Source organism: Pararobbsia alpina (assembly GCF_965118125.1).
GTDB lineage: Bacteria > Pseudomonadota > Gammaproteobacteria > Burkholderiales > Burkholderiaceae > Pararobbsia > Pararobbsia alpina_A.
Genome location: NZ_OZ221288.1, coordinates 221,781 through 245,070 on the forward strand (window position 1 = coordinate 221,781; position 23,290 = coordinate 245,070).

General features: G+C 62.5%; 21 protein-coding genes. 10 read left to right on the forward strand and 11 right to left on the reverse strand.

The window, feature by feature from the left end:
* Positions 1 to 226: 226 nt before the first annotated feature.
* Positions 227 to 433: a hypothetical protein gene (locus ACMFWR_RS19480; protein WP_413196337.1), complete on the reverse strand. Its 207-nt coding sequence runs from the start codon at positions 431 to 433 to the stop codon at positions 227 to 229.
* A gap of 165 nt (positions 434 to 598) precedes the next feature.
* Positions 599 to 1,624, reverse strand: coding sequence for an aldo/keto reductase (locus tag ACMFWR_RS19485; protein WP_413196338.1), 1,026 nt, complete (start codon positions 1,622 to 1,624; stop codon positions 599 to 601).
* A gap of 361 nt (positions 1,625 to 1,985) precedes the next feature.
* Here ACMFWR_RS19485 and ACMFWR_RS19490 point away from each other — a divergent pair, with 361 nt between their 5' ends.
* The 3 genes from ACMFWR_RS19490 to ACMFWR_RS19500 all read left to right on the forward strand — a co-directional run bounded on the left by ACMFWR_RS19490 (position 1,986) and on the right by ACMFWR_RS19500 (position 4,752).
* Complete coding sequence (locus tag ACMFWR_RS19490) at positions 1,986 to 2,612, forward strand: DUF3331 domain-containing protein (protein WP_413196339.1); 627 nt, start codon at positions 1,986 to 1,988, stop codon at positions 2,610 to 2,612.
* A gap of 59 nt (positions 2,613 to 2,671) precedes the next feature.
* On the forward strand, positions 2,672 to 3,190 hold the full coding sequence (locus tag ACMFWR_RS19495) for a hypothetical protein (protein WP_413196340.1): 519 nt from the start codon (positions 2,672 to 2,674) through the stop codon (positions 3,188 to 3,190).
* A gap of 419 nt (positions 3,191 to 3,609) precedes the next feature.
* Positions 3,610 to 4,752, forward strand: coding sequence for a porin (locus ACMFWR_RS19500; RefSeq protein WP_413196341.1), 1,143 nt, complete (start codon positions 3,610 to 3,612; stop codon positions 4,750 to 4,752).
* Positions 4,753 to 4,956: 204 nt separating this feature from the next.
* Here ACMFWR_RS19500 and ACMFWR_RS19505 read toward each other — a convergent pair whose 3' ends face one another.
* Positions 4,957 to 5,877: a winged helix-turn-helix domain-containing protein gene (locus ACMFWR_RS19505; RefSeq protein WP_413196342.1), complete on the reverse strand. Its 921-nt coding sequence runs from the start codon at positions 5,875 to 5,877 to the stop codon at positions 4,957 to 4,959.
* Positions 5,878 to 6,290: 413 nt separating this feature from the next.
* Between ACMFWR_RS19505 and ACMFWR_RS19510 the strand changes: the two genes are divergently transcribed.
* Entirely contained in the window at positions 6,291 to 7,178 is an 888-nt protein-coding gene (locus tag ACMFWR_RS19510) for an extracellular solute-binding protein (protein ID WP_413196343.1), read from the forward strand.
* 8 nt (positions 7,179 to 7,186) lie between these two features.
* Positions 7,187 to 9,313 (forward strand): ATP-binding cassette domain-containing protein, encoded by a 2,127-nt coding sequence (locus ACMFWR_RS19515; protein ID WP_413196344.1) that lies wholly within the window; start codon positions 7,187 to 7,189, stop codon positions 9,311 to 9,313.
* Here ACMFWR_RS19515 and ACMFWR_RS19520 read toward each other — a convergent pair.
* From ACMFWR_RS19520 to cysS, 4 genes are all read right to left on the reverse strand, one after another.
* Positions 9,279 to 10,655: a sensor histidine kinase gene (locus ACMFWR_RS19520; protein ID WP_413196345.1), complete on the reverse strand. Its 1,377-nt coding sequence runs from the start codon at positions 10,653 to 10,655 to the stop codon at positions 9,279 to 9,281. The two genes, ACMFWR_RS19515 and ACMFWR_RS19520, sit on opposite strands and share 35 nt — an antisense overlap.
* Complete coding sequence (locus ACMFWR_RS19525) at positions 10,645 to 11,325, reverse strand: response regulator transcription factor (RefSeq protein ID WP_413196346.1); 681 nt, start codon at positions 11,323 to 11,325, stop codon at positions 10,645 to 10,647. Before ACMFWR_RS19525 ends, ACMFWR_RS19520 begins: the two co-directional genes overlap by 11 nt.
* A 119-nt stretch (positions 11,326 to 11,444) precedes the next feature.
* Positions 11,445 to 12,386, reverse strand: coding sequence for a LysR family transcriptional regulator (locus tag ACMFWR_RS19530; protein WP_413196347.1), 942 nt, complete (start codon positions 12,384 to 12,386; stop codon positions 11,445 to 11,447).
* 153 nt (positions 12,387 to 12,539) lie between these two features.
* Positions 12,540 to 13,976, reverse strand: a complete 1,437-nt coding sequence (gene cysS / locus ACMFWR_RS19535; RefSeq protein WP_413196348.1) for a cysteine--tRNA ligase — start codon at positions 13,974 to 13,976, stop codon at positions 12,540 to 12,542.
* A gap of 334 nt (positions 13,977 to 14,310) precedes the next feature.
* Between cysS and ACMFWR_RS19540 the strand changes: the two genes are divergently transcribed.
* Entirely contained in the window at positions 14,311 to 14,808 is a 498-nt protein-coding gene (locus tag ACMFWR_RS19540) for a Fis family transcriptional regulator (RefSeq protein ID WP_413196349.1), read from the forward strand.
* 10 nt (positions 14,809 to 14,818) lie between these two features.
* On the opposite strand, the gene ACMFWR_RS19545 is transcribed toward ACMFWR_RS19540, so the two are convergent.
* Positions 14,819 to 16,186 (reverse strand): FAD-dependent oxidoreductase, encoded by a 1,368-nt coding sequence (locus ACMFWR_RS19545; RefSeq protein ID WP_413196350.1) that lies wholly within the window; start codon positions 16,184 to 16,186, stop codon positions 14,819 to 14,821.
* A 15-nt stretch (positions 16,187 to 16,201) separates the two neighbouring features.
* Entirely contained in the window at positions 16,202 to 16,828 is a 627-nt protein-coding gene (locus tag ACMFWR_RS19550) for a PadR family transcriptional regulator (RefSeq protein WP_413197289.1), read from the reverse strand.
* 150 nt (positions 16,829 to 16,978) lie between these two features.
* Here ACMFWR_RS19550 and ACMFWR_RS19555 point away from each other — a divergent pair, with 150 nt between their 5' ends.
* The 4 genes from ACMFWR_RS19555 (at position 16,979) to ACMFWR_RS19570 (ending at position 19,640) form a co-directional block, all read left to right on the forward strand.
* The gene (locus tag ACMFWR_RS19555; RefSeq protein WP_413196351.1) at positions 16,979 to 17,134 is read left to right on the forward strand and encodes a hypothetical protein; all 156 of its coding nucleotides are present in this window, start codon (positions 16,979 to 16,981) and stop codon (positions 17,132 to 17,134) included.
* The gene (locus ACMFWR_RS19560; protein WP_413197290.1) at positions 17,127 to 17,579 is read left to right on the forward strand and encodes an acyl-CoA thioesterase; all 453 of its coding nucleotides are present in this window, start codon (positions 17,127 to 17,129) and stop codon (positions 17,577 to 17,579) included. Before ACMFWR_RS19555 ends, ACMFWR_RS19560 begins: the two co-directional genes overlap by 8 nt.
* A complete protein-coding gene (locus ACMFWR_RS19565; protein WP_413196352.1) occupies positions 17,579 to 17,974 on the forward strand; it encodes a DUF488 domain-containing protein in 396 nt (131 codons plus the stop codon). The genes ACMFWR_RS19560 and ACMFWR_RS19565 overlap by 1 nt, the downstream gene beginning before the upstream one ends.
* A gap of 217 nt (positions 17,975 to 18,191) precedes the next feature.
* Positions 18,192 to 19,640, forward strand: coding sequence for an NEW3 domain-containing protein (locus ACMFWR_RS19570; RefSeq protein ID WP_413196353.1), 1,449 nt, complete (start codon positions 18,192 to 18,194; stop codon positions 19,638 to 19,640).
* A gap of 146 nt (positions 19,641 to 19,786) precedes the next feature.
* Here the strand turns inward: ACMFWR_RS19570 and ACMFWR_RS19575 are convergent, their stop codons facing one another.
* Both ACMFWR_RS19575 and ACMFWR_RS19580 read right to left on the reverse strand, forming a co-directional pair.
* Positions 19,787 to 21,040, reverse strand: coding sequence for a dihydrolipoamide acetyltransferase family protein (locus ACMFWR_RS19575; protein ID WP_413196354.1), 1,254 nt, complete (start codon positions 21,038 to 21,040; stop codon positions 19,787 to 19,789).
* A gap of 2 nt (positions 21,041 to 21,042) precedes the next feature.
* Positions 21,043 to 23,127, reverse strand: a complete 2,085-nt coding sequence (locus ACMFWR_RS19580) for a transketolase C-terminal domain-containing protein (RefSeq protein WP_413196355.1) — start codon at positions 23,125 to 23,127, stop codon at positions 21,043 to 21,045.
* Between the last annotated feature and the right edge of the window lie 163 nt (positions 23,128 to 23,290).

Below are 23,290 nucleotides of genomic sequence, written 5' to 3' on the forward strand. Positions count from 1 at the left end.
GACAGAGAACTCGTAACAAACCCGCGACAAAGATTACGAAGGATTGGATTGATGCCTGAGGCACGCATCTAAGCGTGGCAGTGGGTGCGGCGCGGTGGCCGCGAAAGCACGGGTTGAAAGTGCGTCGCAAACAGGAACGGCTGAAAACACGCTGCTGGGTCGCTCGGTTCAACACCCCGGATTCGGTGACGAATGCGGTTCGTGCAGATGCAGAGGGTTCAGGCCACTAACCCTTCGAAGCATTGAGCAGTTTGTTGGCCGCGATCGGGATGCGCGTGTCGTCCCATTCGGCAAGCCACTTCAGTTCCTTGTCGGTGAAGTAGCCGCCGCGATTGCGCAGCGCGTACTGAAGTACATCGGTGACATGGTTCCGGATGATTTCCGGAGCCTGCTGATCATGAATGATCGAATGCAGCGCCTCGAGCGTGGACATGGTGAAGTCGGAAGAAAGGCCTCGGAATGCCGGAGACCTTATCCCGGGTCGCGCGCGTCGGACAAGTGGACAAAAATCGCGGTGCGCGCCTGCGACGCTCGGGCGTCGCAGGGCTTGCGGTTCATTGCATCGCGCCGAATCGTGCGATGCGCATCGCTGTCCGCGTCAGACCGGCGACGGATTGCGCTCGCCGAAGCCGCTTTGATGCCAGTACGGATAGGGCTTGGTGACCTCGCTCGCCTTGTCGAGCTTGGCCACTTGTTCCGCCGTCAGGTTCCAGCCGATCGAACCCAGATTCTGGCGAAGCTGTTCCTCGTCACGCGCGCCGATGATCACGCTCGACACGGTCGGACGCTGCAGCAGCCAGTTCAACGCGATCTGCGGAATCGTCTTGCCGGTTTCCCTGGCGATCTCGTCGAGTGCATCGACGACGCGATAGAGATGCTCGTCCGGCACCGGCGGCCCTTGTTCGGCCGTCTTGTGCAGGCGGCTCGTCGCCGGCAGCGGTTGACCGCGGCGGATCTTGCCCGTCAGGCGACCCCAGCCCAGCGGGCTCCAGACAACGGCACCCACACCCTGATCGAGACCCTGGGGCATGAGTTCCCATTCATAGTCGCGGCCGACCAGCGAGTAGTAGGCCTGGTGCGCGACGTAGCGCGTGAGGCCGTAGCGGTCCGACGTATCGAGCGACTTCTGCAGATGCCAGCCCGAGAAATTCGACACGCCCGTGTAGCGGATCTTGCCCGCGCGCACGAGGTCGTCGAGCGTCGACAGCACTTCGAGCACCGGCGTCTTTGCATCGAACCCGTGCAGCTGGAACAGGTCGATGTAGTCGGTGCCGAGCCGCTTGAGCTGCGCGTCGACGGTCTTGATCAAATGAAACCGCGACGAGCCCACATCGTTCGGGCCGTCGCCCAGGCGGAACGTCGCCTTGGTCGAGATCAGGATCTTGTCGCGGCGTCCCTTGATGGCTTCACCGAGGATCGATTCCGAGGCCGTCGCCGAATAGACGTCGGCGCTGTCGAACATCGTGAGACCCGAATCGAGACAGATATCAACCATCCGGCGCGCCTCGGCGACATCGGTCGCGCCCCATGCATTGAAGAATTCGCCTTTACCGCCAAACGTGCCAGTTCCGAAGCTCAATACGGGCACCTTGAATCCGGATGCGCCCAGATACCGATATTCCATGACTGCTCCTTGAGGATGAATGCGTCTTTGCGGTTGCGCCGGCACTGGTATATCAGAAGGCCGGCGACGGAGATTGTAGCGATTGCCGAACAAAGCTGCCCGAGCAGGCGTCAGAAGCGTGGCCGGAGAGGTGGAACCGAATGGGCGCCAATTGCCCGATTCAGCAGGCGAATGTTTCAGAACATTAAAAATGTAACGCCGTCAATACCGAAGAGGCCCTGATAGCGACCTTTTTTGTTTTGTTAGCCGTAATAGTGTGTTGCGCTCATAGGGGCAGTCGAGCGCGGCTGAAGCGGACATAATGCGCTCACCCGGAGAAGGTCGAAGCGGCCTTCGCCAGCGCGATACTAGGGGCATCGATATGAAAAGACGAAAAGGCGACCCGTGGTCCCACATGCTCACGCGTCTATGCCTGATTACGTCGGCCGCTGCGAGCGGCCCGGCCATCGGGGCGGACATCGGCAACGTGAGTCTGCTCGTGCAGGACGATCACCGCGGTCGCGAAGTCAGCGACCATCGCGGCCAGACGGCGAGTGAAGCACGCGCCGCACTGAGTGCCTCGACTGACCGCACCGTACGGGCGGCCATGCTCCGGGTAGAATCCGCACTTCCGCCGTCTACCCGTTTTGTTAAAGTGCTCGACAGGCCGAGCGATCGGACTGTCACGATCTCGTGGCGCGAGTCGACACTCTGTCATTACAACGATCAGATCTGGCGCGCGGGCATCGCGAAGCATCCGGGCACCTGTGCGGTGAGCGGCATGCATATCGAGCGCGGCGATCACGTGTATCGCCCGATTCCGACGCGGCCGACACCGATCAACGCCAACGCGATGATCCTGTCCGCGGCCATCGCCGATCAGGGCCTCGATGCCGAGGACGATGCGATCGATGCGGAGCAGCAGAGCCCCCGCAAGCGCAGTGCGCGTGGGGCGCATGAAAAAGACCTCGCAGGCACGCAGCCTGCGGACGAGGCGCTCCTCGTATAAGCCGTCGATGGCGTGACGGCGCGAGCGCGCCCGATCACGTCATTGAGGCTTGGGGGAGGATGAATCCGTTTTCTTTGCTCGCGTTGCGCAATGCAACGACGAAGGGTGCCGCGCGCATCGCTCGGCACATCATGATGCGTTCGCGCACGGCCACAGCCGTGGCGGCGCTGTGTTGGCTCGCCATGTTGTCGCACCCGTTATCGGCGCATGCCGTGCCGGTTGACGACGCGCTCGCGTGTACCGACCAGGCGCACGCTTATATCCAGTCACTCCAGGATCGCCATCTGATTGCCGATCACTCGATGCACGTCGAGGACGACGGACTCAACGTCTATTGGCCGACGCACGACGCAGGCCTGACCGCATTCAATATGCATGTGTTCGCCGTGCTCGGGTATCAGCAGGACGACACCATGTTCCGGCCCGGCAAAGGCGACCCGATGGACGGCGCGTTGTATGGCGTCGTCGTCACGGCCGAGACCGCGACGGTGGCCAAAGCGCTCGCCGATGCCGGCAGTCCGGCCGAATACAAGCACGCGGGACCGTTCCTGACGGCCGTCTACTGCCGCAAGCATTAATTTCGATCGCGTCCCTTTATCACGACAAAACGTTTGCCAGTGGCTCGATAACAACAGCCGTTGTGAATTTGCGACGATAAAACCCTTCGACTCAATCAAGTAATTGAGTCAGCGTTTACCCGTAAAACGCAGTCCCTGCTTAATTGATCGGCAAATTCGGTCGATTTTCCCGTGCAATGTCATATTCCTGACAACTTCAGAGGGTAGAAGCGCCCGATTCGGGTTTTCCCGAATTTGTCCATTGCAAATACTGAAATTCGCTCTTTCACTCGTGGGGGTCGGTTGCACCAATAGTGACCTCTACACTCCGGTCCCAGGGTCAACGTGCCGCATGGCCAAGGCAGAGGCCGGCATGCGGTCAGTGCAACGAATAAGCACACCGTTGATGCCTACCCCGTAATGGACTGGAGTTATAAAGCATGAAAAAAACACTGCTGGTTGCGGCCCTCTCGGGCGCCTTCGCCGTTTCGGCTCACGCGCAAAGCAGCGTGACCCTGTACGGTTTGATCGACGCCGGTGTGGTGTACGCAAATAACGCAGGTGGTCATTCGCAATGGCAACAAGGCAGCGGCGCGCTGTCGACCAATGTGTTCGGCCTGCAAGGCTCGGAAGACCTCGGCGGCGGTAACCGCGCGATCTTCAAGCTCGAAAGCGCTTTTAACATCAACAACGGCGGCTACAAGTACGGCAACGACATCTTCGGCCGTCAGGCTTATGTCGGTCTGCAGAACTCGCAATACGGCACGCTGACGTTTGGTCGCCAGTTCGACTCGATGGTCGACTTCGTGTCGCCGCTGTCGTTCACGGGCGCGGGCGATCGTAACAACCTGGCTGCTCACCCGTTCGATAACGACAACCTCGGTGCATCGTTCTCGACGAGCAACTCGGTCAAGTACACGAGCGCAAACCTGTACGGTCTGCAATTCGGCGGTCAATACAGCTTCAGCAACCAGGCGGGCAACTTCGCGAACAACCGGGCGTACAGCCTGGGTGCGTCGTACAAGAACGGTCCGTTGAGCGTTGGCGCAGGCTATATGCAGATCAACGGCGCGGACGGCAACACGAGCGGCGCGTTGCTGTCTTCGGATAACGACAACGCGTTCGCGGCACAGCGTCAGCGCGTGTACGGTGCAGGCGCGAACTACACGTTCGGCCCGGCACAAGTCGGCTTTGTCTACACGCACACGCAACTGGACAACATCGGCAGCCTGAACATCAACGGCAACTCGTACGCAATCGGCGGCGCAAACCTGCACCTCGACAACTACGAAGTTAACGGCCGCTATGCGCTGACGCCGGCTCTGAGCCTGGCAGGTGCGTACACGTTCACCGATGGCAAGTACGAAGGCACGCTGGGCAACCAGAGCCCGAAGTGGCAGCAAGTTTCGCTGCAGACGGATTACGCGCTGAGCAAGCGGACTGACGTCTACGTGGAAGGCGTGTACCAGCACGCAAACGGCGGTGGCGATACGCCGTTCGCCAATGCGTCGATCAACACGCTGACGCCGTCGTCGACCGACAACCAGGTCGCGGCAACCGTGGGTCTGCGTCACCGCTTCTAAGCGTGTAACAAAGCTCGTCATACGGTGCGTGGTGCGCACGCTGTATGACGGGAGCAGCAACACAAGAGTAGAGCTAAGCCTCTTGCGGATGGAAAGGTCCGCGAGAGGCTTTTTTTATGCGCGCTTTTTTTTCGCGTGTTCGAGCCGGGGCTCGCATCAACGGCGCGCGGACTACAGACTTTCGGATCGGGTGGTGCGAGGGATCTAGCGTAGTCCGAGGAAGCGATATCCGTGGCCGACGACCGTTTCGAGCGGCAGGGCCACGCCCACCGTGCTGGCTTTGGCGCGAAGGCGGGAGATCAGGGTGTTCACCGTCGACGCATCGGCATGCTCGTTCGGCGTCCAGGCATACGCCAGCAACTGGTCGCGGCTGATCGCGGCGTTCGGGTCGCGCATCAGGCATTCGAGTACGAGGTATTCGCGGCGCGATAGCGGCACCGAGACGTTGGATGCAACCAGACTGCGGCTTGCGGGATCGAGGCGGAATGCGTCGACGAGCAGCGGCGGTCGGGCCGATGACACGGGTTCAATGATGCGCGATGCCGGTGTCCGGGGCATGGTGGTCCCCGATGTTCCCTGCGGCGTATCGAGGATCGCGGCGGGGTGAGTCGGCGAGGCGTCGCACGGTGCCTGCGTCGGGGCAGCGTGTCCTGGCGATCGGGTGAGCGCGGGCTGGGCAGGGCTCGACGTGGGGCTCAACCCAAGGCGCGAAGCAGGATGTGGAGCAGGACGTGAAGCGGGATGTGAAGCTGCACGCGACGCGGACGCCTGAATTCGGCCGCGTCGTTCGAGCACCTGCAAGCGCGCCTGGAGCTCCATGAACGACCATGGACGCGTGAGGCACGTATCGGCACCGGCGCGCAGTGCGGCCGTGCGCAGGGTGCTTGAATCTTCGGTCGTGATGACAATCAGTGCCGCGCCGGCGCAGGCCGCGACGAGCCTTTCGACACTCGACTGCGTGACGCCGTCGGTGCCGGCAATCAGGACGTCGTACGCCGTCTCGGCGCAATAGAACAGACCATCCTCGAGGTTGTGAACAACATCCACTCCGTAGGCGAGCTCTTTCAGGCCTTTGTGCAGATAGTCGGCTTCATGGCCGGCCGGCACGATACAAAGAATGCGCATAAGTCGCCAGAAGAGAAAGCCGGGGGCCTCGGTGGTCGGTCTGAGGAGCGCCAGTGTAAGCGCTATCGCTGATGGCTGCCGTTCGGCAAGCGGCCGGGCGACGAGTTCCACGGCAAGCTGGCGATTGCGTTGCGGCGCGTTGCACGACGCTCTCACCTGGCCGCCGCGCTGACTGTATCGACTGCTACGGCAACGCCGGCCAAATCGAACGCACCGACTCGTTCGACGAATTCATCCGCTTCCTCGTCTGCAGCTGCGGCAGCAGCGGCTGTATCGGCTGCCTCCGCGGATACAGATGGGCGCGCATGATGCTTGCTTGCCGCTCCCGGTTATGTATCGTAGGATACGACGACCTTTTCAACGGCATTACGACGTTCACGTCCTCATTCTCAGGCACTCACAGGGATCGCACCATGTTCAAGAAGCTGCGCGCCGTTGCGTCGGTCGTCATCGCAGGCGTATTCGCATTCGGCGCCGTCGCGGCGCAGGCGGATACGGTTAATGTCATGTACGCGGGCTCGCTCGTGCATATGATGGAACAGCGCGTCGGACCGGCATTCGAAAAAGCCACCGGCTCGACGTTCCAGGGTTTTGCAGGCGGGTCGAACATGCTCGCGAATCAGATCCGCGGCAAGCTGCGCCGCGCGGATGTCTTTATCAGCGCGAGCCCGACGGTCAACAAAAGCCTGATGGGCGCCGACAATGGCAACTGGGTGACCTGGTACGCGGGCTTTGCGGAGTCGCCGTTGCTGATCGGCTATAACCCCCAAAGCCAGTTTGCCCAGTCGCTGCTCACGCAACGCTGGGACAAGGCTTTGACGCAGAAGGGCATCCGCATCGGCCGCACGGATCCGAAGCTCGATCCGAAGGGCGCGTTCACGATGCAACTGCTCGAGCAGGCGCAGAAGCTCTATAACGATCCGACCTTGTCGCAACGCATGCTCGGCGACGCGGAGAACCCTGAGCAGGTCATGCCCGAAGAAACGCTCGTGGGCCGTCTGCAGGCGGGTCAGCTCGACGCGGGCTTCTTCTATACGACAGAGACGACGGATCTGCGGATTCCGGCCGTGCGCCTGCCGTCTGACTTCAACATCAAGGCGAGCTACACGATCACGGTGTTGAACAATGCGCCGAACGAAGCAGGTGGCCGCAAGTTCGTGGCGTTTCTGCTGAGCGACGAAGGCCGTCAGATCATGCGCGATGCCGGCATCGAGGTGAAGACGCCGACGATCAGCGGCGATGCGTCGGCGGTGCCTGCCGATCTGCAAGGCGTGCTCGCGCGGCCGGTGGCCGCACAGTAAGTGCCGCGATGAACCTGCCGCGACCGTTGTGGTGGCTCGGCGCGTTGCTCGCGATCTATCTGATCGCGCCGCTCGTGACCGTGGTGCCGCAACTCGCCCTCGCGGACTGGACTGCGCTGCGTCAGCACGCGCTCTGGGACGCGACGCAGGTGTCGTTTGCGAGCGCGACGCTCGCGACGTTATTGATTGGGCTGGGCGGTGTGCCGCTCGGCTACTTTCTCGCGCGGCACGATGGCCCCTGGGTCAGGGGCCTCGGATTTCTAGTTCAACTACCGCTCGTGCTGCCACCGCTGGTCGCAGGCGTGTTGCTGCTGTTTCTGCTTGGACCTTATAGCCTGATCGGTGGCTGGGCGGTATCGCTTGGCCTGCCGCTGACCGATTCGTTCGCCGGTGTGACGCTCGCCGAGACGTTTGTCGCCGCGCCGTTTCTGATCGTCGCGGCGCGCTCGGCGTTTGTTTCTGTCGATCGCGATCTCGAGCACGTCGCCGCCACACTGGGGCATCGAGCCTGGGCGCGCTTCTTCAAAGTGTCGTTGCCGCTTGCATGGCCGACGATCCTCGCGGGGCTGCTGCTCGCATGGCTGCGTGCCATGGGCGAGTTCGGTGCGACGGTGATGGTGGCCTATCACCCGTATTCGCTGCCGGTCTTTACGTTCGTGAGCTTCGGCAGTCAGGGTCTGGCGCAGATGCTGCCGATCCTTGTCCCGACGCTGTTGTCGGTGCTTGTGATCGTCGCGGCGGTTGGCTGGCTTCGTCATCGGCGCTTGCGCGCGGCAAGCGACGGTCACGCCGCACGTCGCATCGAAAGCGCTGCGGCCTCATATCACGCCGCACAGCGTTCCCACGCCACGTCTTCACTCGATCTCCATCTTCGGCATCGTTATCGCGGCTTCGAGCTGGATGTCGCGTTGCGTACGCAAGCGCGACGTATCGCGATCCTCGGTCCGTCCGGTTCGGGCAAATCACTGAGCTTGCGCATGATCGCGGGACTCGAAGGACGAGAAGGCGACGTTGACGAGGCAAAGCGCGCCCGCCGTTGGCGCGGCCGCTCGTACTCCGGCGATATCGCGAGCGCAGATCGGGTGGCAGGCCGGATATCGGGTCGTGTCAGCGAGGAAGGTTCGACGTCGCTCGTGGTCGTCGATGGTCATTCGCTCGATGCGCTGTTGCCCGAAGCACGACAGATCGGTTACGTGCCTCAGAACTACGCGTTGTTTCCGCATCTGCGCGTGGCCGAGCAATTGCTATTTGCGCCCGATGCGTCGCCCGAGCGCGCGGCGTTCTGGGCCCGCCGCTTTGAATTGATGCCCTTGCTCGATCGCCTGCCTTCGCAACTATCTCTGGGTCAACAGCAGCGCGTCGCGCTGGCGCGTGCATTGTCTCGAACGAGTCATCTGCTGCTGCTCGACGAGCCGTTTGCCGCGCTCGATACGCCGTTGCGCACCCGGCTGCGGCGCGCGTTAAGGGCTTTGCAGCATGACTTCGACGGGACCACGCTGATTGTGACGCACGATCCGCAGGATGCTGCCGAACTCTCGGATGAAATCGTCGTGATGGCGGCGGGGCGCGTGCTTCAGCATGGACCCGCAAGCGCGTTGTTCCGGCAGCCGGGCTCGCTTGAAGTCGCGAAGCTGCTCGGTGTCGACAATGTGTTCGAGGCACGCGTACATATTCGTGGACGTGTCGTGATCACGGTCAACGGCGCTGCCGATCTGGTTATCGAGTCGGAACAGTGCGTGCTTGAGCCCGGTTCAGCGTGCCTGGTCAGAATCCCGTCGCACGCGCTGACGCGCGATCCGCGCGGCGCGTTCGAGGCGATCGTCGAAGACAGAGTCGAGATGCCCAACCGGGTCTGCGTGGAGCTGCGTGCGGGCGACCTGGTGCTCGACTGGATTGAACGCGATGAAACGCGCGTCGGCGACGCCTCCGACGTCGTGGTCGATATCGGCACGCGGCGCGACGCAGCAGGGGCGGATACCGTGGTGACCGGAACGCGCTACCGCTTTTCCATCGACGCGTCGCGCGTCGAGGTCTGGGCTCGCGCGCCTGCCGTCGAAGCCGCCGTGGTGGCCGCCGGCGATCTCGAAGGCGTCGCGGACGTCAAGCCAGCGGTTGCGGCCAGCAACAGACGGTGATGCGCGTGCCGGTCGACGCGACAGGCGTCGCGTCGCTGATGCGCATCGCGTAGTTGTGCAGCCGCATGACCGCGGCGACCACGCTCAATCCCAATCCGGAACCCGGCAATTGCGCGGTGCGTTCGCTGCGATAGAAGCGCTGCGTGACTGCCTTGCGTTCGTCGGCAGCGATACCCGGGCCGCTATCGATGACTTCAAGGCGTGCGCCCGGCCCATCCTGATGCAGGTTGATTCGGACGAGGCCGCCCACGGGCGTGAACTTGATCGCGTTGTCGAGCATATTGCCGAGCGCTTCGAACAGCAGCGCGCGGTCCGCATGAATCGTCCCGACGTCGATCAGGTCCGACCGGAAATCGAGGCCCTTGTCTTCGGCAAGCGGCCCGTAGAGATCGGCGACTTCCTCGATCAGCTCACGGAAATTGAATGTGGTGAAGCCGCCGCGCCGGTGCATGGTTTCGATTTCCGAAATCCGCAGCATCGCCCGGAAGCGTCCGAGCGCAACGTCGACTTCGGTCAGGGCACGTTCGAGCGGCTCGGCGACGGGGCCGGGCTGCATCTGCGTCGCGCGCATCAGTAGCGTGCGCGCGCGACTGAGCGGCGATCGCAGATCGTGTGCGATGTTGTCGCAGGTCGACTTGATCTCGCCCATCAGCCGTTCGATTTCGTCGAGCATGTGATTGACGATCTGCGCGAGCATGTCGAGCTCGTCGCTGCCCGATTGCGGCAAGCGGCGCTGAAGGTCGCCGCGTGCGATTTGTTGGGCGACGCGCTGCAGGGCGCGGATACGCGTATTGCGTCGCACGCTGACGAGCACCATCCCGGCGAACGCCGAGATCAGCGCAAAGCACCCGCCATACGACAGTGCACGCAGGATCGACGAGCGCAACTCCTTGACCTCGCCGAGATCGCGTGCGAGCACGAGGATATTGCCCGATGGCAGACGCATCGCGCTCGCTCGTGCGAGCGGGACGCGCGACGCGGCCACGGACGTCTCGAGCTTGCCGATCGTGTGCTTGGCGCCGTCGACCGGCAGCTCGTGCGGGATATCCGGCACATCGCCGGCGAGGCGTATCCCTTGCGGTGAAAACAGCCCGATAAAGGTCACATGCAGGTGAGCGGCCGTGATGCGTTGGGCGATTTCATCGGAGATCGCGGTTGGTCCGAGCGAGCGGAAGTAGTGCGCTTCCCAGTCGATCTGCGCATCGGCCTGCTCGGTCATATAGCCGGCCGATTGCCAATAAATGAAGGCGACGAGCGCCGACCCGCAGATCGCGAAGATCGCTGTATAGAGCGCGATAAGCCGGAACGTCGAGGTACGCCAGCGCTGCACGTCAGTTGCCAAGGATGTAGCCCGACCCGCGCACCGTATGCAGCTGCGCATCGCTGCCGGGTGGGTCGATCTTGCGGCGCAGCCGGCCGATATGCACGTCGATCAGATTGGTGCCCGGGTCGAAGTGATAGCCCCAGACCGCCTCGAAAATCATCGTGCGTGTAAGCGTCTGGCCGGGGTTCTTCATCATGAATTCAAGCACCTTGAATTCGGTGGGCAACAGCTGAAGCGTCTGTCCGTCGCGCTTGGCGGTGCGGCTGACGAGATCGAGTTCGAGCGGGCCGACGCGCAGCAGGGTTTGCCGCGGCTCGGTAGAACGCGCGCCGCGTCGCAGCAGCACTTCGAGGCGCGCGACCATTTCGTCGGGCGAGAAGGGCTTGGTCAGGTAGTCGTCGCCGCCGGCTCGCAGGCCACGTACACGCTCGTCGACGTCGGACAGGGCGCTCAGCATCAGCACCGGCGTGTCGACGCCGACGCTGCGCATGGTCGTGACGATCGTCAGGCCGTCGAGGCCCGGCAGCATGCGATCGAGCGTGATCGCGTCGTACTCGCCGCTGACCGCGCGAACCATGCCGTCGCGGCCGTTGTCGACCCATTCGACATCGAAGGTGTGCTGCTTGAGCGTTGCGACGATTTCCTGTGCGGTGACTTCGTCGTCTTCGATGGTGAGGATTTTGCCCATGACCGGCGTGACGTTATGTCGGATCAGCGGCGTGGCCGCAGTCCGTGAATTCTAACTTGGCTTGTGCACGCCGGATCGGCCGGCGTGCGAGGCCCCGTGTGGTGCCGCTTTGTGCCGTTTTAAACCGGCTCGGCCGCGAACGGCGGGGTCGACATATCGGCGTGGTGGTGGCGTTCGCGGAAGTAGGCGACGGCGAATTCGATAAAGCTGCGGACCTTGGCCGACAGGTGGCGGCGTCCCGAATACAGAATCGACATCTGGCGCTGAGGCGTCTGAACCGCGCAGTGCGTCAGCACGCGCCGCAGCCGTCCTTGCGAGAGATCGTCGCGCACGAGGTCTTCGGGCACGACAGCGATGCCCATATGGGCAAGCGCCGCTTCACGGACCAGCACGCTGCTTGTCGCGGCGAGCGCCGGTTCGTATTCCATGCGTTCGGTGCCCGACGGTGTCGCAAGCGTCAGTGTCTGGCGGCCGGTCTCGGCGAGCGCGAGCAGATCGTGGCCCGCGAGGTCGGCCATCTCGCCGGGCACGCCGGCGCGCGACAGATAGTCGGGCGAAGCGACCATCACGGGCGTGATCGGCGATAGCGCGCGACTTACCAGCGTGGCGGAGGCGACGCGCGGGTCTGCGACGAAACACGCGTCGAACCGTCCTTCGACCATATCGACATGCGAGTCGAGCAGCGAAACTTCGAGCCGCACCTCAGGGTAGCGCCGACGGTAGTCGGCGAGCATCGGCGCGAGATCGGTGACCGAGAACGATGTGGGCGCGGCGATGCGCAGCGTGCCCTTGGGTTCCCGAACCGTGCGATTGACCTCGGCCTCGACTTCGTCGAGCTTCTCGAGCACGTCACGTACGCCGTCGACGTACGCTTCCCCGGCTTCGGTGACCGATACGTTGTGGGTGCTCCGATGCAGCAGCCGCACGTTGAAATGTTCTTCGAGCATCGCAATGCTGCGTGTCACGGCCGGACGCGAAATGCCCAGTTGCTCGCCCGCGAGACTGAAGCTTTTTAGCTCAACGACCTTCAGGAAAACACGCATCGCCTGAAGTTGATTCATCGGATGTGAACACCTTTTTATTCAGGAGGGTCCATTCTCTGTGAGAGAAGCTGACGATCCATTCACATAAACATGAAAATTTTGTTAATTACGGGAAAATACCAGTTTTGTTTTTGGGTCATATCGACTTCATGTCGTGGCTATCGTTGACGTTCACGTTGCCGCTTTGTCGAAACGTCGTCTAAACAGCGCGCCGTCGGCGGTATCTTCAATATCGAAGCCGAGTGTTGCGATTTCGCCGCGCAGCGCGTCGGCGTCGTGCCAGCGCTTCTCCTTTCGGGCCTGCGCGCGTTGCTGCGCAAGCTCAAGCACCTCGGGCGGCGGGGAATCAGCACGCGCCCCGTGCGGTGCCCTGCGCGCGCTCCGTGCGGAATGCGCGATGTCGAGCCCAAGCACGGCGTCGAAAGCATCCAGCGTCGCACGTTTGACGCCCGGCTCGGTCGCGCTTCGCGCGACACGCCAGACGACGGCGAGCGCGCGGGGCGCGTTGAGATCTGCGTCGAGTGCGTCGCGAAACGCCGCCAGGGCATCGACGTCGACCTTGCCGCTCACGTCAGCATCCCCCGCCGAATCGTCAGCAGCGTAGGCATCGCGTAACCGTTCCAGCCCGGTTTGCGCGGCGGTCAGCGCCTGCCAGTCGAAGCTCAACGGACTCCGGTAATGCGCGGTCAGGCACAGATACCGATAGGCCAGCGGTTCAAAGCCGCGATCGACCAGCGTCTGCAGACGCAGGAATTCGCCGCTCGACTTCGACATCTTCGCGTCGCCCGTCTGCAGAAAGGCGCCGTGCATCCAGAAGTTCGCAAGCCGCGTGCCGTGGCGCGCCTGTGTCTGGGCGATTTCGTTGGAATGGTGGACGCCGATATGGTCTTCGCCGCCGCAATGAATATCGAACCACGCGCCGAGATATTTCTCGGACATGGCCGAGCACTCGATATGCCATCCCGGGAAACCGCGTCCCCAGGGACTGTCCCATTCCATCTGGCGCTGACTGTCGCGCGGGCTGAATTTCCAGAGCGCGAAGTCGGTCGGCGAGCGCTTGTCGCCGAGTTCGACCCGCGCACCCGCGCGTATTCCGCTTCGCTCGAGTCGGGCGAGCCAGCCGTAATCGGGCTGCCGGCTGGTATCGAAGTAGATGCCGTCATCGGTCCGATATGTGTAGCCGGCTGCCTCGAGATCGGCCACGAACGCGATTTGTTCGGCGATATGGTCGGTCGCTCGGCACCAGACCGTCGGCTCGTGAATCTGTAACGCGGCAAGGTCGTCGCGAAACGCCCGGGTGAAGCGTTTAGCGATGTCCCAGGCGGACTGACCCGTCCGGCGGCTGCCTTTTTCCATCTTGTCTTCGCCTTCATCGGCATCGGAGACCAGATGGCCGACGTCGGTGATATTCATCACGTGACGCACGCGGTGGCCGTTGAACTCGAGTGTACGGCGCAGCAGGTCTTCGAACAGATAGCTGCGCAGATTGCCGATATGGGCATGGTCGTAGACCGTCGGGCCGCAGCAGTAGAGGCCCACCTGTGCGGCGTCGATCGGTTCGAAGCGGCGCAGCGTGCGCTCATACGTGTCGTACAGGTGCAGTGCCATCAGGCGAGTCTCCAGATATCTGCGGATGCGGGGCACAAAAGAAAAAGGCCGCAGTGTCGTTAAAACACTGCGGCCTCGGGTGTCGGGGTGAAATCGTTGCGCGAATGCGCTAGTCGACAAACGCCGTCGGCCGGACGGGACAACACGTCGGCGCGGAATCAAGCTGAAGGCGGGTCGGGGAGATAAGCATAGAAGCGATCGTAATTTGGCCTGTGGCGATGCGTCAATGGGGCGCGATCGGAAATATCAGGGAATATCCGGTGTTTCTTCCGTCCTCAAGCCCGGCGGGCTTCCTGCCGATAACCCGGATACTTGCTTTGAATGGATTGACCCGATGACCGCGCGCACCTCCACCAGCCAGACCAAATCGAAACGCGTAACGTTTGTTCCGCCGGTTCGAAGCAAGGCGATGCTGCTGCCGTTGCCACAAGGACTGTTCGATCATTTGTCGATCGAGCAGCACCTCAAGCTCGAGGCGCTGTACCGCGGTGCGGGTGACGCCGCCTATATGGGCACGATGGCCGAAATCCTGTTCGTGTGCTGCTTTATGGCCGAGGACGGCTACGGCGAAGGTCACGACAAGGACATCATCGCAGCACAGGAACACCTGTTCCGTACACACGCGCAGGGTTCGGCAACGGGCACCTGGTCGTTCGACGACGAAGCCTACGCCGCGTTCTGCAAGCTGCTCACGCTGCATGACAGCCAGCTGCGCCAGGCGCCGTCGTATGCGGTGTTCAAGGCGAACGAGCGCATGCTTCAGTCGATTCGCACCGAAAACCAGTCACTGAGCCGCGCCAAGGCGCAAATGCTCGAGGCCGAAGCGGCCTGATCCCACGCTTTTACGCGGTCGAGGTCGAACTCGTGTCGGCCGTTGCGCCGCGAAACCGGCTTTGTGCGTCGATCATGCGTTGTTTGAGCGGCGGTACCGCATTGACGACGCGCATGCTCGTGCGCATCGCACCCAGAGCAAAACGTCCCACGATCGGCCGATGCATCGCATAGCGTTCGTCGAAGCGCTTGCGCGATTCGGCGACGGCATGAAAGCCGTATTCACGCATTTGCGATTCATAACCCGCGACCGCCTCATGCAGTGACATGCCCTGATGGGCCACCGCACCGAGCCGTTCAGCAAGCAGCTGCGCGTCACGCAACGCCGTGTTCGCGCCGACTCCGCGGCCCGGCGTCATCAAGTGAATCGCGTCGCCAAGCACTGTCACGTTGGTTGTGGTCCACGGTTCGACCGGCACCGAGGTCCGGACATTGACGCCAAACGCGGTGGTCGGGTCAGCGAGGCGGATCAATGCGCGCATGTTCGGGTGCCATCCGTGAGTCACTTCGGCCGATAGCGCGACCAATGCCGAGCCGCGCAATGTCATCGGATCGGCAGGCCAGTTTCGGCGCGCACCCCAGACGCCCCACATCACATAGTCGCTCGTGTTGTCGTAGAGCAGGCCAGGCCATTGCGCGAGCAGTGCGTCGTCACTCGTGCCGACGTGAGCGTGAGCATCGGCAAGGCGCTTTTTCCAGTCGAGATCCATCACGTGGACGATCGCACCGAACCCTTTCGGCGCCATCACGAGCGAAATGCCGCGGGCCATATTGGGCGTGAGGAACTTGCGCGTTTCGTCGGTCAACGGCACTTTTGCGCCGATACTGACGATGCCTGTGTCCTCGGTGCGTGCATGCGGCAGGAATTGACGGCGTACTGGCGAGCGCGCGCCATCGGCGCCGACGAGCAGGTTCGCTGTCGCGCTCGTGCCATCACTGAACCACGCGGTGGCGGTGCCGTTCGCATGCTGTTCGTAGCGGACAAACGTCTTGTCGAACTGCACGCAATCCTCCAGACCGGTCAGCAGCACTTGCCGTAGCGTCATGCGGCTCACCGATTTGCCGATTGCGTCGTCAGTCGAGCCGCTCCAGTCGAGGCTCAGGACTTCGCGCAGATTTTCGGTCAGATAGTTCAGACAAGTCGGCGTGCGTGCACACGTGGCGATAAACGTGTCGTACAGCGAGGCAGGCAAGCACGCTTTCAACGCCTGCATGCCGTGCGGATCGATGCCGACGCGGTAACCCTGCAAGCCGTCGGCCCGTGTGCGGTCGCGTTCGAACACCTGAACCTGGATGCCTTCGCGGCGCAGGCCGTGCGCCAGGCAGAGGCCGCCGGTGCCGGCACCGATGATGATGACGCCGAGGGGGAGTGTGGTCATGAAAAGCTCCGGAAATCATGAGCGGGCGAAGGTGCCCGCTTTGCTGAAGTGCTCAGAGACCTCGTGAAGCCATTCCGGTGACCACGTGATGGTCCCCTGGCTCAGGTCGTCGACGACGCCACGGACCCATTCGAGTTCGGCGGTGAGCATGGCCCGCACGTACTCGCTTTCGAGGGAAAAGAGCCGCGGTAAAACAATGTCTTTGGCCGCACGCATGCCGGTATCGATCCGCACGATTTCGGCTTCGATCGCGACGATGCGCATATCGAGCTGGCGGCGCACGTCGTCCGGCGAGAGCAGGGGAAGGAATGCGATCGCTGCCGGGAATTCGGGGAATTCGCGCCCCGGCGCCGACAGCATTTCGCGCATCCAGATCCGGCAGGTATCACGACCCGACTCGGTGACTTCATAGACGGTGCGTTCCGGCGCGTTGCCATCGCGGCCGGTCTCGCGGATGTCGATGAGTCCACCGCGCAGCAGGCGGTCGATGGTCTGGTAGAGGCTCGTGCGCTGCCGGACGTTGATGACATCCCCTTTGTGGCGTTGCTTGATCAGCTGTTGCATCCGATAGGGGTGCATCGGTGCTTCAACAAGCAGGGCCAGCACGGCCAGGGCGAGCGGAGATCGGCGTTGAGTCGCCATAAGATCCTCAATAGAGATAAAACAACATAGTAAAACTATAACTATCAAATCGGAAAACGGCAAGTCGGATTGGAGCCGGATTGCGAAACGGTGCGTGCCGCCCGGTACGGCCGATCGGCGCTATCCTGTGGGTCCACTCAAGGGGGCTTCATGACCGATCCATGTTTCGCCGCGGTGCCGAATGGCCAGACGCTGAAGTGGCTTGTCGAGGAAACAGGCGTGCCGGATCCGGCGACGTGCGTTGAGCAGAGCGCCACGCGTTTTTCGGCCAACAACGATCGAGGAGCGGCCTGTGAACTTGCGTGAAGCCCGCCGGGCCGATTTTCTTCATGTGCGTGCGATTGCGACGCGCTGGATGGACAACGACGTGTATGGCCACGTCAATAACGTCCACTACTACAGCTACTTCGACACAGCCGTGAATGCGTTCCTCGTTGAACGCGGTGTGCTCGACTTTCATGGCGGCGATGTGGTCGGCTATGTCGTGGAGACGGGCTGCTCGTACTACCGGTCGATCGCGTTTCCGGATGTGGTGCATGTCGGAATCCGGGTCACGCGGATCGGCACGTCGAGCGTGCGGTACGAAGTCGGCATTTTTCGTAACGACGAAGACGAGATCGCGGCGGCAGGATTTTTCGTGCATGTGTACGTCGATCGCCGGACAGGGCAGTCGACACCGATCCCACAGGCGACGCGCGACGTGCTGACGTCGATTCAGGTTCCGGCCGTCGAGAGTCCGGTGAATACGTGATGGTCAAACACGCACATTCGTATCCGTCGCACATACAGATCAAGCGCGCGTATGTCGATCCCGAGCCCGGCGATGGCTATCGCGTACTCATCGATCGGCTCTGGCCGCGTGGACTGAAGAAGGAAACGCTTGCGCTCGACGCATGGCTGCCCGACCTCGCGCCGAGCACCGCATTGCGCAAAGCGTTTCATGCGGCACCCGATGACTGGGAAAGTTTTCACAAGCAATACGACGTCGAACTGAAAGACGCCGGGCAACAGACGCGCATGGCCGAATTGCTTCATGAGGCTGCCGGCAAGACGCTGACGCTTGTGTATGGCGCGGCGAACCCGACGCACAATCACGCGGTCATCCTGCTTGCCGCGCTCGAACATGCCGCCCTGAAATTCCGCTGAGCGGGGTGTACATTGATTTCGCGCGTATTCCCCGGTACGCGTGGTGTACCCTGTGTGACCCCCGGCGCTCTCCTCCGTCGGGGGTCTTTTGTCCCCTGATGCTGCATACGCACATTCACGTGCGCCCCAGGCTCTTTTCGCCTATATCTCGTCCGACACCTTTTAACTCTCACCGCTATAACCCAGGCAGTTCGACGCGTGTGAAAAGGTGATCCCGATGCGTAAGTACCTGCTTGCGGTTCTGTCGGTGAGCCTGACGGCGCTTGCGCTGTCAGTGTCGGGATGCGGCGGTTCGTCGGACGACAGCGGCGGATCGACGGGCGGTGTGTCGATGGGCGCGGCCAAATCGCCGAGTGCCGCGAGTGCCGCGAGTGCGGCAGCGGCGAGCGCGTCATCCGTGTCGTCGGGTGGTGCCGGCAGCTCGCACACGAGCGCGGACGGTTCGAATGCCGACGGGACGGGCGCCGTCAGCGGAGCGGTGAATGCGGCCGCGGTGATGGGACCGGCGTCATCGACGGGCGCGGCCGATACGATTGTCGGCACGGTGAGCCCCGCCGGCACGATCGAAACCGATCTGCGCGCCACCACACACGTCACGGTCACGTTCACGACCAGCGACGGCGGTACGGCAACGCGACTCAATGTGGTGACGTCGGCATCGTCGCTGCCATCCGGCTGGACGTTCGCGAGTACGCCGACGCCGTGCGCGCAGGTCAGCACCGGAACCTCATGCACGGTGACGCTCAACTACGAGCCGACAATGCAGGCCACTTCGGCGAAGCTGACGCTCGCCTACAGCTATACGAACAACGTGGGGCAGGTGGAACTCGGTTACGTCTACATTCCGTACTCCCCGATCTCGCACAATGCCTACGTCCTTACGACCGACGGCATGTACCTGTGCGCGGTAGCGAGTTCGGGCGATCTGACCTCATGCTCACGCGCACCGACCCCGCCATACGAAGTCGGCTCGGCCACGATGCACAACGGGCACATGTACCTTATCGGCGATGGCGGCATCTACATCTGCAGTCTCGGGGCTGGGGGTCTGTCGAACTGTTCGCAATTCACGGGATCGCTGACGGGCCCGCAAAGCATCGCGTTCAGCGCGTCGTTCGCCTACGTGACCAACAGCACCGGATCCGTGAGCCGATGCAGCGTCGGATCGAACGGGACCTTGTCGAATTGCTCGCCGATGAGCATCCCCGGTACGGACAATGCGCAGGGTCTGGCGGTCTATGGGTCGACTTTGCTGGTTGCAAGCTACTCCGGCAATCAGATCATCGAATGCACGCTCGATGCGTCGGGCAATGCAACGAATTGCTCGCCGGCCGAAGTGACGGGCATCCTCCAGTTCAATGAACCCCTGGATCTCGTGCTCGAGGGTTCGACGCTTTACGTCAATCAACAGCAACAAGTACAAATCGTCCTGCAATGCACGTTCGGTAGCGACGGCAGACTCAATGCGTGCTCGGATGCCGGCGTGCACAATCTGTACACGTCGTCAGGCCTCACGTTTATCGGCAACGATGCGTATGTTGCGAGCTACTACGACAATCTGATCGACCGGTGCACCGTCTCGCCAACCGGCAAGCTGTTGAATTGCGCGAGTGCGACCGCCGCGGTCAAGTCGCTTCAGCCACCGATCGGTATTTTCTTTTTCTAGCGGGATGTTTCGAGGCGACGTCGGAGCACCGTTGTCGGGGCGCATCTCGCGAAGCGATTCGCTTCACCTTCGAAAACATGCCGCCCGGATGCAGTGGCGCGCCTTACGTCTGAAGCATCAGACGCAAGGCGTCGAGCCATGCGAAATCACATTGCCGAGTCGATCGGCCAATGCTCGAGCACATCGACGAAGCGCGTGAGCCACGCGTTGGTCTGCGTGCCGTCGAGCGCGCGATGGTCGATCGTCAGCGATACATACGCACACGGCAGGATCTGCAGCGTGTCGTTACCGTTGACTTCGCGCACGACCACACGCTTCTCGAGCGCACCGATGCCGAGAATCGCGCATTGCGGCTGATTGATGATGATGGGCGCCGCGACGAGCGAACCGGATACGCCATGGTTCGAGATCGTGAACGTGCCCCCCTGGACATCGGCCGGCTTGAGCTTGCCCGAGCGCGCGGCTTCGGTCGCGCGTTGCAGGCGTGAAGCAATGCCGAGCAGCGACAGGTCCTGTACCTGATGAATCACGGGCACGATCAGGCCTTTGTCCCCAAGCGAGGCACCCACACCGATGTTGATATCACCGAAGACCTCAAGATAGTCGTCGTGCCAGCGGCTATTGACCTCAGGCACCGCACGCATCGCCTCGACCGATGCAGCAATGAAATACGCCGTATAGGTCAGGTGCACGCCGTTGGCTGCGAACGCATCCTTGTGTTTCTTGCGATGCGCGATGATCGAGCTGAAATCTGCTTGAAAGACTGCCGTCACATGCGGCGCGGTGCTGACCGACTGCTGCATGTGCTCGGCGATGCGGCGTCGCATCGCGCTATGCGGCACGCGCACCGAAGCGTGCTGCGACTGCGCCGCTGCGTTACGCACCGCTTCACGCACGGCTTCGCGTTCGCGATCGGTCGGTTGCTGCGTGTCACGTTGCTCGAGTGCGCGGACCACGTCGGCGCGCGTGAGCCGGCCGCCGCGACCCGTGCCTTCCACGCTCGACGGATCGATCGAGGTTTCCGCCACGAGCTTCCGTACGGATGGCGAGAGTCGTTGCGTCGCATCGGAAGCGAGTCTGTGTTCAAGCGCGGCCGGTCGTTGTTCGGGTGACGCAGGCGCGGGTTCGGACGAGGCTTCGCGCGCGTCGTCGGCACGGATATGGCCGAGTACGCTACCGGGCGTCGCGTCCGCATTCTCGGGGATGACGATCTCGAGCGTGCCGTCGCAGGGCGCGCAGACTTCGACGAGCACCTTGTCGGTCTCGAGTTCGACGATGGGTTCATCCTTGCGAACCGAGGCGCCCGATGGCTTGAGCCATGCGCGTACGATGGCCTTGGTGCCTTCCTGATCGACGGGTGCGAGAACGGGCTGAGCGTGTTGGTCGTGAACGGTTTGCATCGTCAGAATCCCAGCAGATCGTCGATTTTTGCGCGGATGTCGTCGACAGACGGCAGCGCGTATTCCATCAGGCGTGGATGGTGCGGGCTGGGAATATCAGGCATGGTCAGACGCGACACCGGTGCGTCGAGCTCCATAAATGCGGCATCGGCAACGACCGCCGCGATTTCCGCGCCGAACCCTGCCGTGCCGATGTCTTCGTGCACGATCAGGCAGCGGTGCGTACGCGTGACCGATTCGAGCACCGCTTCGCGGTCCCAGGGCATCAGCGTGCGCAGGTCGATGACGTCGACCGAGCGGCCCTCGGCCGCTTGTTCGCATCGCTCGACCATGGCGCCCCACGTGACGATCGTCAGATCGTTGCCGCTTCGTACGGTGCGCGCTTTGCCGAACGGCAACACGTAATCGTCACCCGGGTAGGGGCGGCGTGCCCATGCGGCATCGAGCATCGCGCGGTGTTCGAAGAAGATCACGGGATCGTTGCCGCGCAGCGACGTGCGCAATAGCCCGACCGCATCCTCGGCGTTCGACGGAACAGCGACTTTCCAGCCAGGCGCATGAACGAACTGCACTTCGTTGGTCTGGCTATGCCACGGGTCGCCGCACTTGAAAAAGCCCCCCGGAATGCGCACGACCATCGGCGCTGCAAAGCGATTGTGCGTGCGCCAGCGGATGGTGCCGCAATCGTTGATTTGCTCGGTGGCAGGGTCGGCGTATTTGCGGAACTGGATTTCGGGCACGGGCATCAGGCCCGCGAGGGCCATGCCGACCGCGCGGCCGATGATGCCTTCTTCGGACAGGCTTGTATCAAACACGCGATCCGAGCCGTACTTGTCCTGCAGGCCGAGCGTCACTGCGTGGACACCGCCCTTCGGGCCCACGTCCTCGCCAAACACGAGCACGCGGTCGTTGACCGCAAGCTCATGATCGAGCGTGCGGCGAATCGCGGTGACCATATTGATGCGTGTCCCTTCGGGGCGGGGTTCGAGCACGGGGGCGGGCGCAGAATAGCCCTCGCTCCACTGGCCGCCGCGCTGTTGCAGCTCGCCGTCGTAAAACACATGGGTCGTGACACGCGCCGGGTCGCTGACCTGGCGGCCCTCGGCTTCATTGCGAGCCACGTCGACCGCTTCGCGCGCGCGCTCGCCAATCGCTTTCCATTGCGATTCGCTCATGGCCGCCGGCACCAGATGATCGTGCAGACGAGGCAATGGGTCGCGCTGCCATTCAGCTTCAATCACATTCGCGGACTTGTAGCCTTGCGTGTCCTGGAAGCTGTGTCCTTGAAGACGAGGAACCGTGAGTCGCAGCAGCGCGGGTTTGCGCTGCGTGCGGACGTACTGGACGGCTTCGTCGACGAGCGTTGCGGCTTCGTCCGGTTTCGTGCCATCGCCCGACAGAATGTGAAGATTCGCAAAGCTCGCCAGATTGCTCGCGATATTCGCGCCGGGTGTTTGAAACGTTCCCGGGACAGAGATGCCGTAGCCGTTGTCCTCGATATAAAACAGCAACGGCAGGTCCTGCGTCGTGGCGATCGTCAGCGCGGACCAGAAACCGTTGGTCGCCACCGAAGCGTCGCCGCCGAGCACGACGCTGATCGCATCGCGGCACTCGACGTCACCGAGCGTGTTCGCCCGATACTCGAGTGCTTGCGCCCAGCCCGCGGCGGGCGTGTATTGCGTACCGACTCCGCCGCACATCGGTAAAGCTGTCGCACCCGACGGGTTCGGATAGTTGAAGACGACGCCGATATCGCGCCCGTCGGAATACCCGCCTGCGCGGCCCATCGACGAGCCGAGTACGTCGGCCGGATCGACGCCGAGCGCGAGCAGAAGCGGGCGCGAGCGATAGTACCCGCACGCAGCGTCGCGCGGATCGGAGAGGCGAAGTCCGAGCAGGATCTGCGCGAGATCGTGCCCGCGCGCGGAAAACTGATAGAGGACTTTCTTTTCGGGGACGAGGACGGTTTCCTCGAGTTCGTCGAGTGCGCGGGAGAGGTGAATCAGGTATGCCACGCGCTCCCAGTCGACGTTGTTATCGGTGGAGCGGACTACTTCCGCATGGTCAAGTGTCGGTGCCTGGGCCATGTGAGCCTCGGTTTGTCTCGTGTCGTTGTCGTGGCGGCCGAGCGCGGATCGCGCGCAAACGGCCGTGAGTGACATCGATGCTAAGCGGGCACCGCAAAAAAAGGCTTCCCAAAGGTATCCGTTTTCGCTACTAATAAAAAAAGATCTTTCTCACTGGACGTGT

What these genes read in the sequence shown, in the direction of transcription:
- ACMFWR_RS19550 (WP_413197289.1), bottom strand. Translation starts at nt 16,828, where the DNA reads ATGGCGACTCAACGCCGATCTCCGCTCGCCCTGGCCGTGCTGGCCCTG.
- ACMFWR_RS19510 (WP_413196343.1), top strand. Translation starts at nt 6,291, where the DNA reads ATGTTCAAGAAGCTGCGCGCCGTTGCGTCGGTCGTCATCGCAGGCGTA.
- ACMFWR_RS19540 (WP_413196349.1), top strand. Translation starts at nt 14,311, where the DNA reads ATGACCGCGCGCACCTCCACCAGCCAGACCAAATCGAAACGCGTAACG.
- ACMFWR_RS19565 (WP_413196352.1), top strand. Translation starts at nt 17,579, where the DNA reads ATGGTCAAACACGCACATTCGTATCCGTCGCACATACAGATCAAGCGC.
- ACMFWR_RS19575 (WP_413196354.1), bottom strand. Translation starts at nt 21,040, where the DNA reads ATGCAAACCGTTCACGACCAACACGCTCAGCCCGTTCTCGCACCCGTC.
- ACMFWR_RS19480 (WP_413196337.1), bottom strand. Translation starts at nt 433, where the DNA reads ATGTCCACGCTCGAGGCGCTGCATTCGATCATTCATGATCAGCAGGCT.
- ACMFWR_RS19515 (WP_413196344.1), top strand. Translation starts at nt 7,187, where the DNA reads ATGAACCTGCCGCGACCGTTGTGGTGGCTCGGCGCGTTGCTCGCGATC.
- ACMFWR_RS19545 (WP_413196350.1), bottom strand. Translation starts at nt 16,186, where the DNA reads ATGACCACACTCCCCCTCGGCGTCATCATCATCGGTGCCGGCACCGGC.
- cysS (WP_413196348.1), bottom strand. Translation starts at nt 13,976, where the DNA reads ATGGCACTGCACCTGTACGACACGTATGAGCGCACGCTGCGCCGCTTC.
- ACMFWR_RS19485 (WP_413196338.1), bottom strand. Translation starts at nt 1,624, where the DNA reads ATGGAATATCGGTATCTGGGCGCATCCGGATTCAAGGTGCCCGTATTG.
- ACMFWR_RS19580 (WP_413196355.1), bottom strand. Translation starts at nt 23,127, where the DNA reads ATGGCCCAGGCACCGACACTTGACCATGCGGAAGTAGTCCGCTCCACC.
- ACMFWR_RS19525 (WP_413196346.1), bottom strand. Translation starts at nt 11,325, where the DNA reads ATGGGCAAAATCCTCACCATCGAAGACGACGAAGTCACCGCACAGGAA.
- ACMFWR_RS19570 (WP_413196353.1), top strand. Translation starts at nt 18,192, where the DNA reads ATGCGTAAGTACCTGCTTGCGGTTCTGTCGGTGAGCCTGACGGCGCTT.
- ACMFWR_RS19530 (WP_413196347.1), bottom strand. Translation starts at nt 12,386, where the DNA reads ATGAATCAACTTCAGGCGATGCGTGTTTTCCTGAAGGTCGTTGAGCTA.
- ACMFWR_RS19500 (WP_413196341.1), top strand. Translation starts at nt 3,610, where the DNA reads ATGAAAAAAACACTGCTGGTTGCGGCCCTCTCGGGCGCCTTCGCCGTT.
- ACMFWR_RS19490 (WP_413196339.1), top strand. Translation starts at nt 1,986, where the DNA reads ATGAAAAGACGAAAAGGCGACCCGTGGTCCCACATGCTCACGCGTCTA.
- ACMFWR_RS19555 (WP_413196351.1), top strand. Translation starts at nt 16,979, where the DNA reads ATGACCGATCCATGTTTCGCCGCGGTGCCGAATGGCCAGACGCTGAAG.
- ACMFWR_RS19495 (WP_413196340.1), top strand. Translation starts at nt 2,672, where the DNA reads ATGAATCCGTTTTCTTTGCTCGCGTTGCGCAATGCAACGACGAAGGGT.
- ACMFWR_RS19505 (WP_413196342.1), bottom strand. Translation starts at nt 5,877, where the DNA reads ATGCGCATTCTTTGTATCGTGCCGGCCGGCCATGAAGCCGACTATCTG.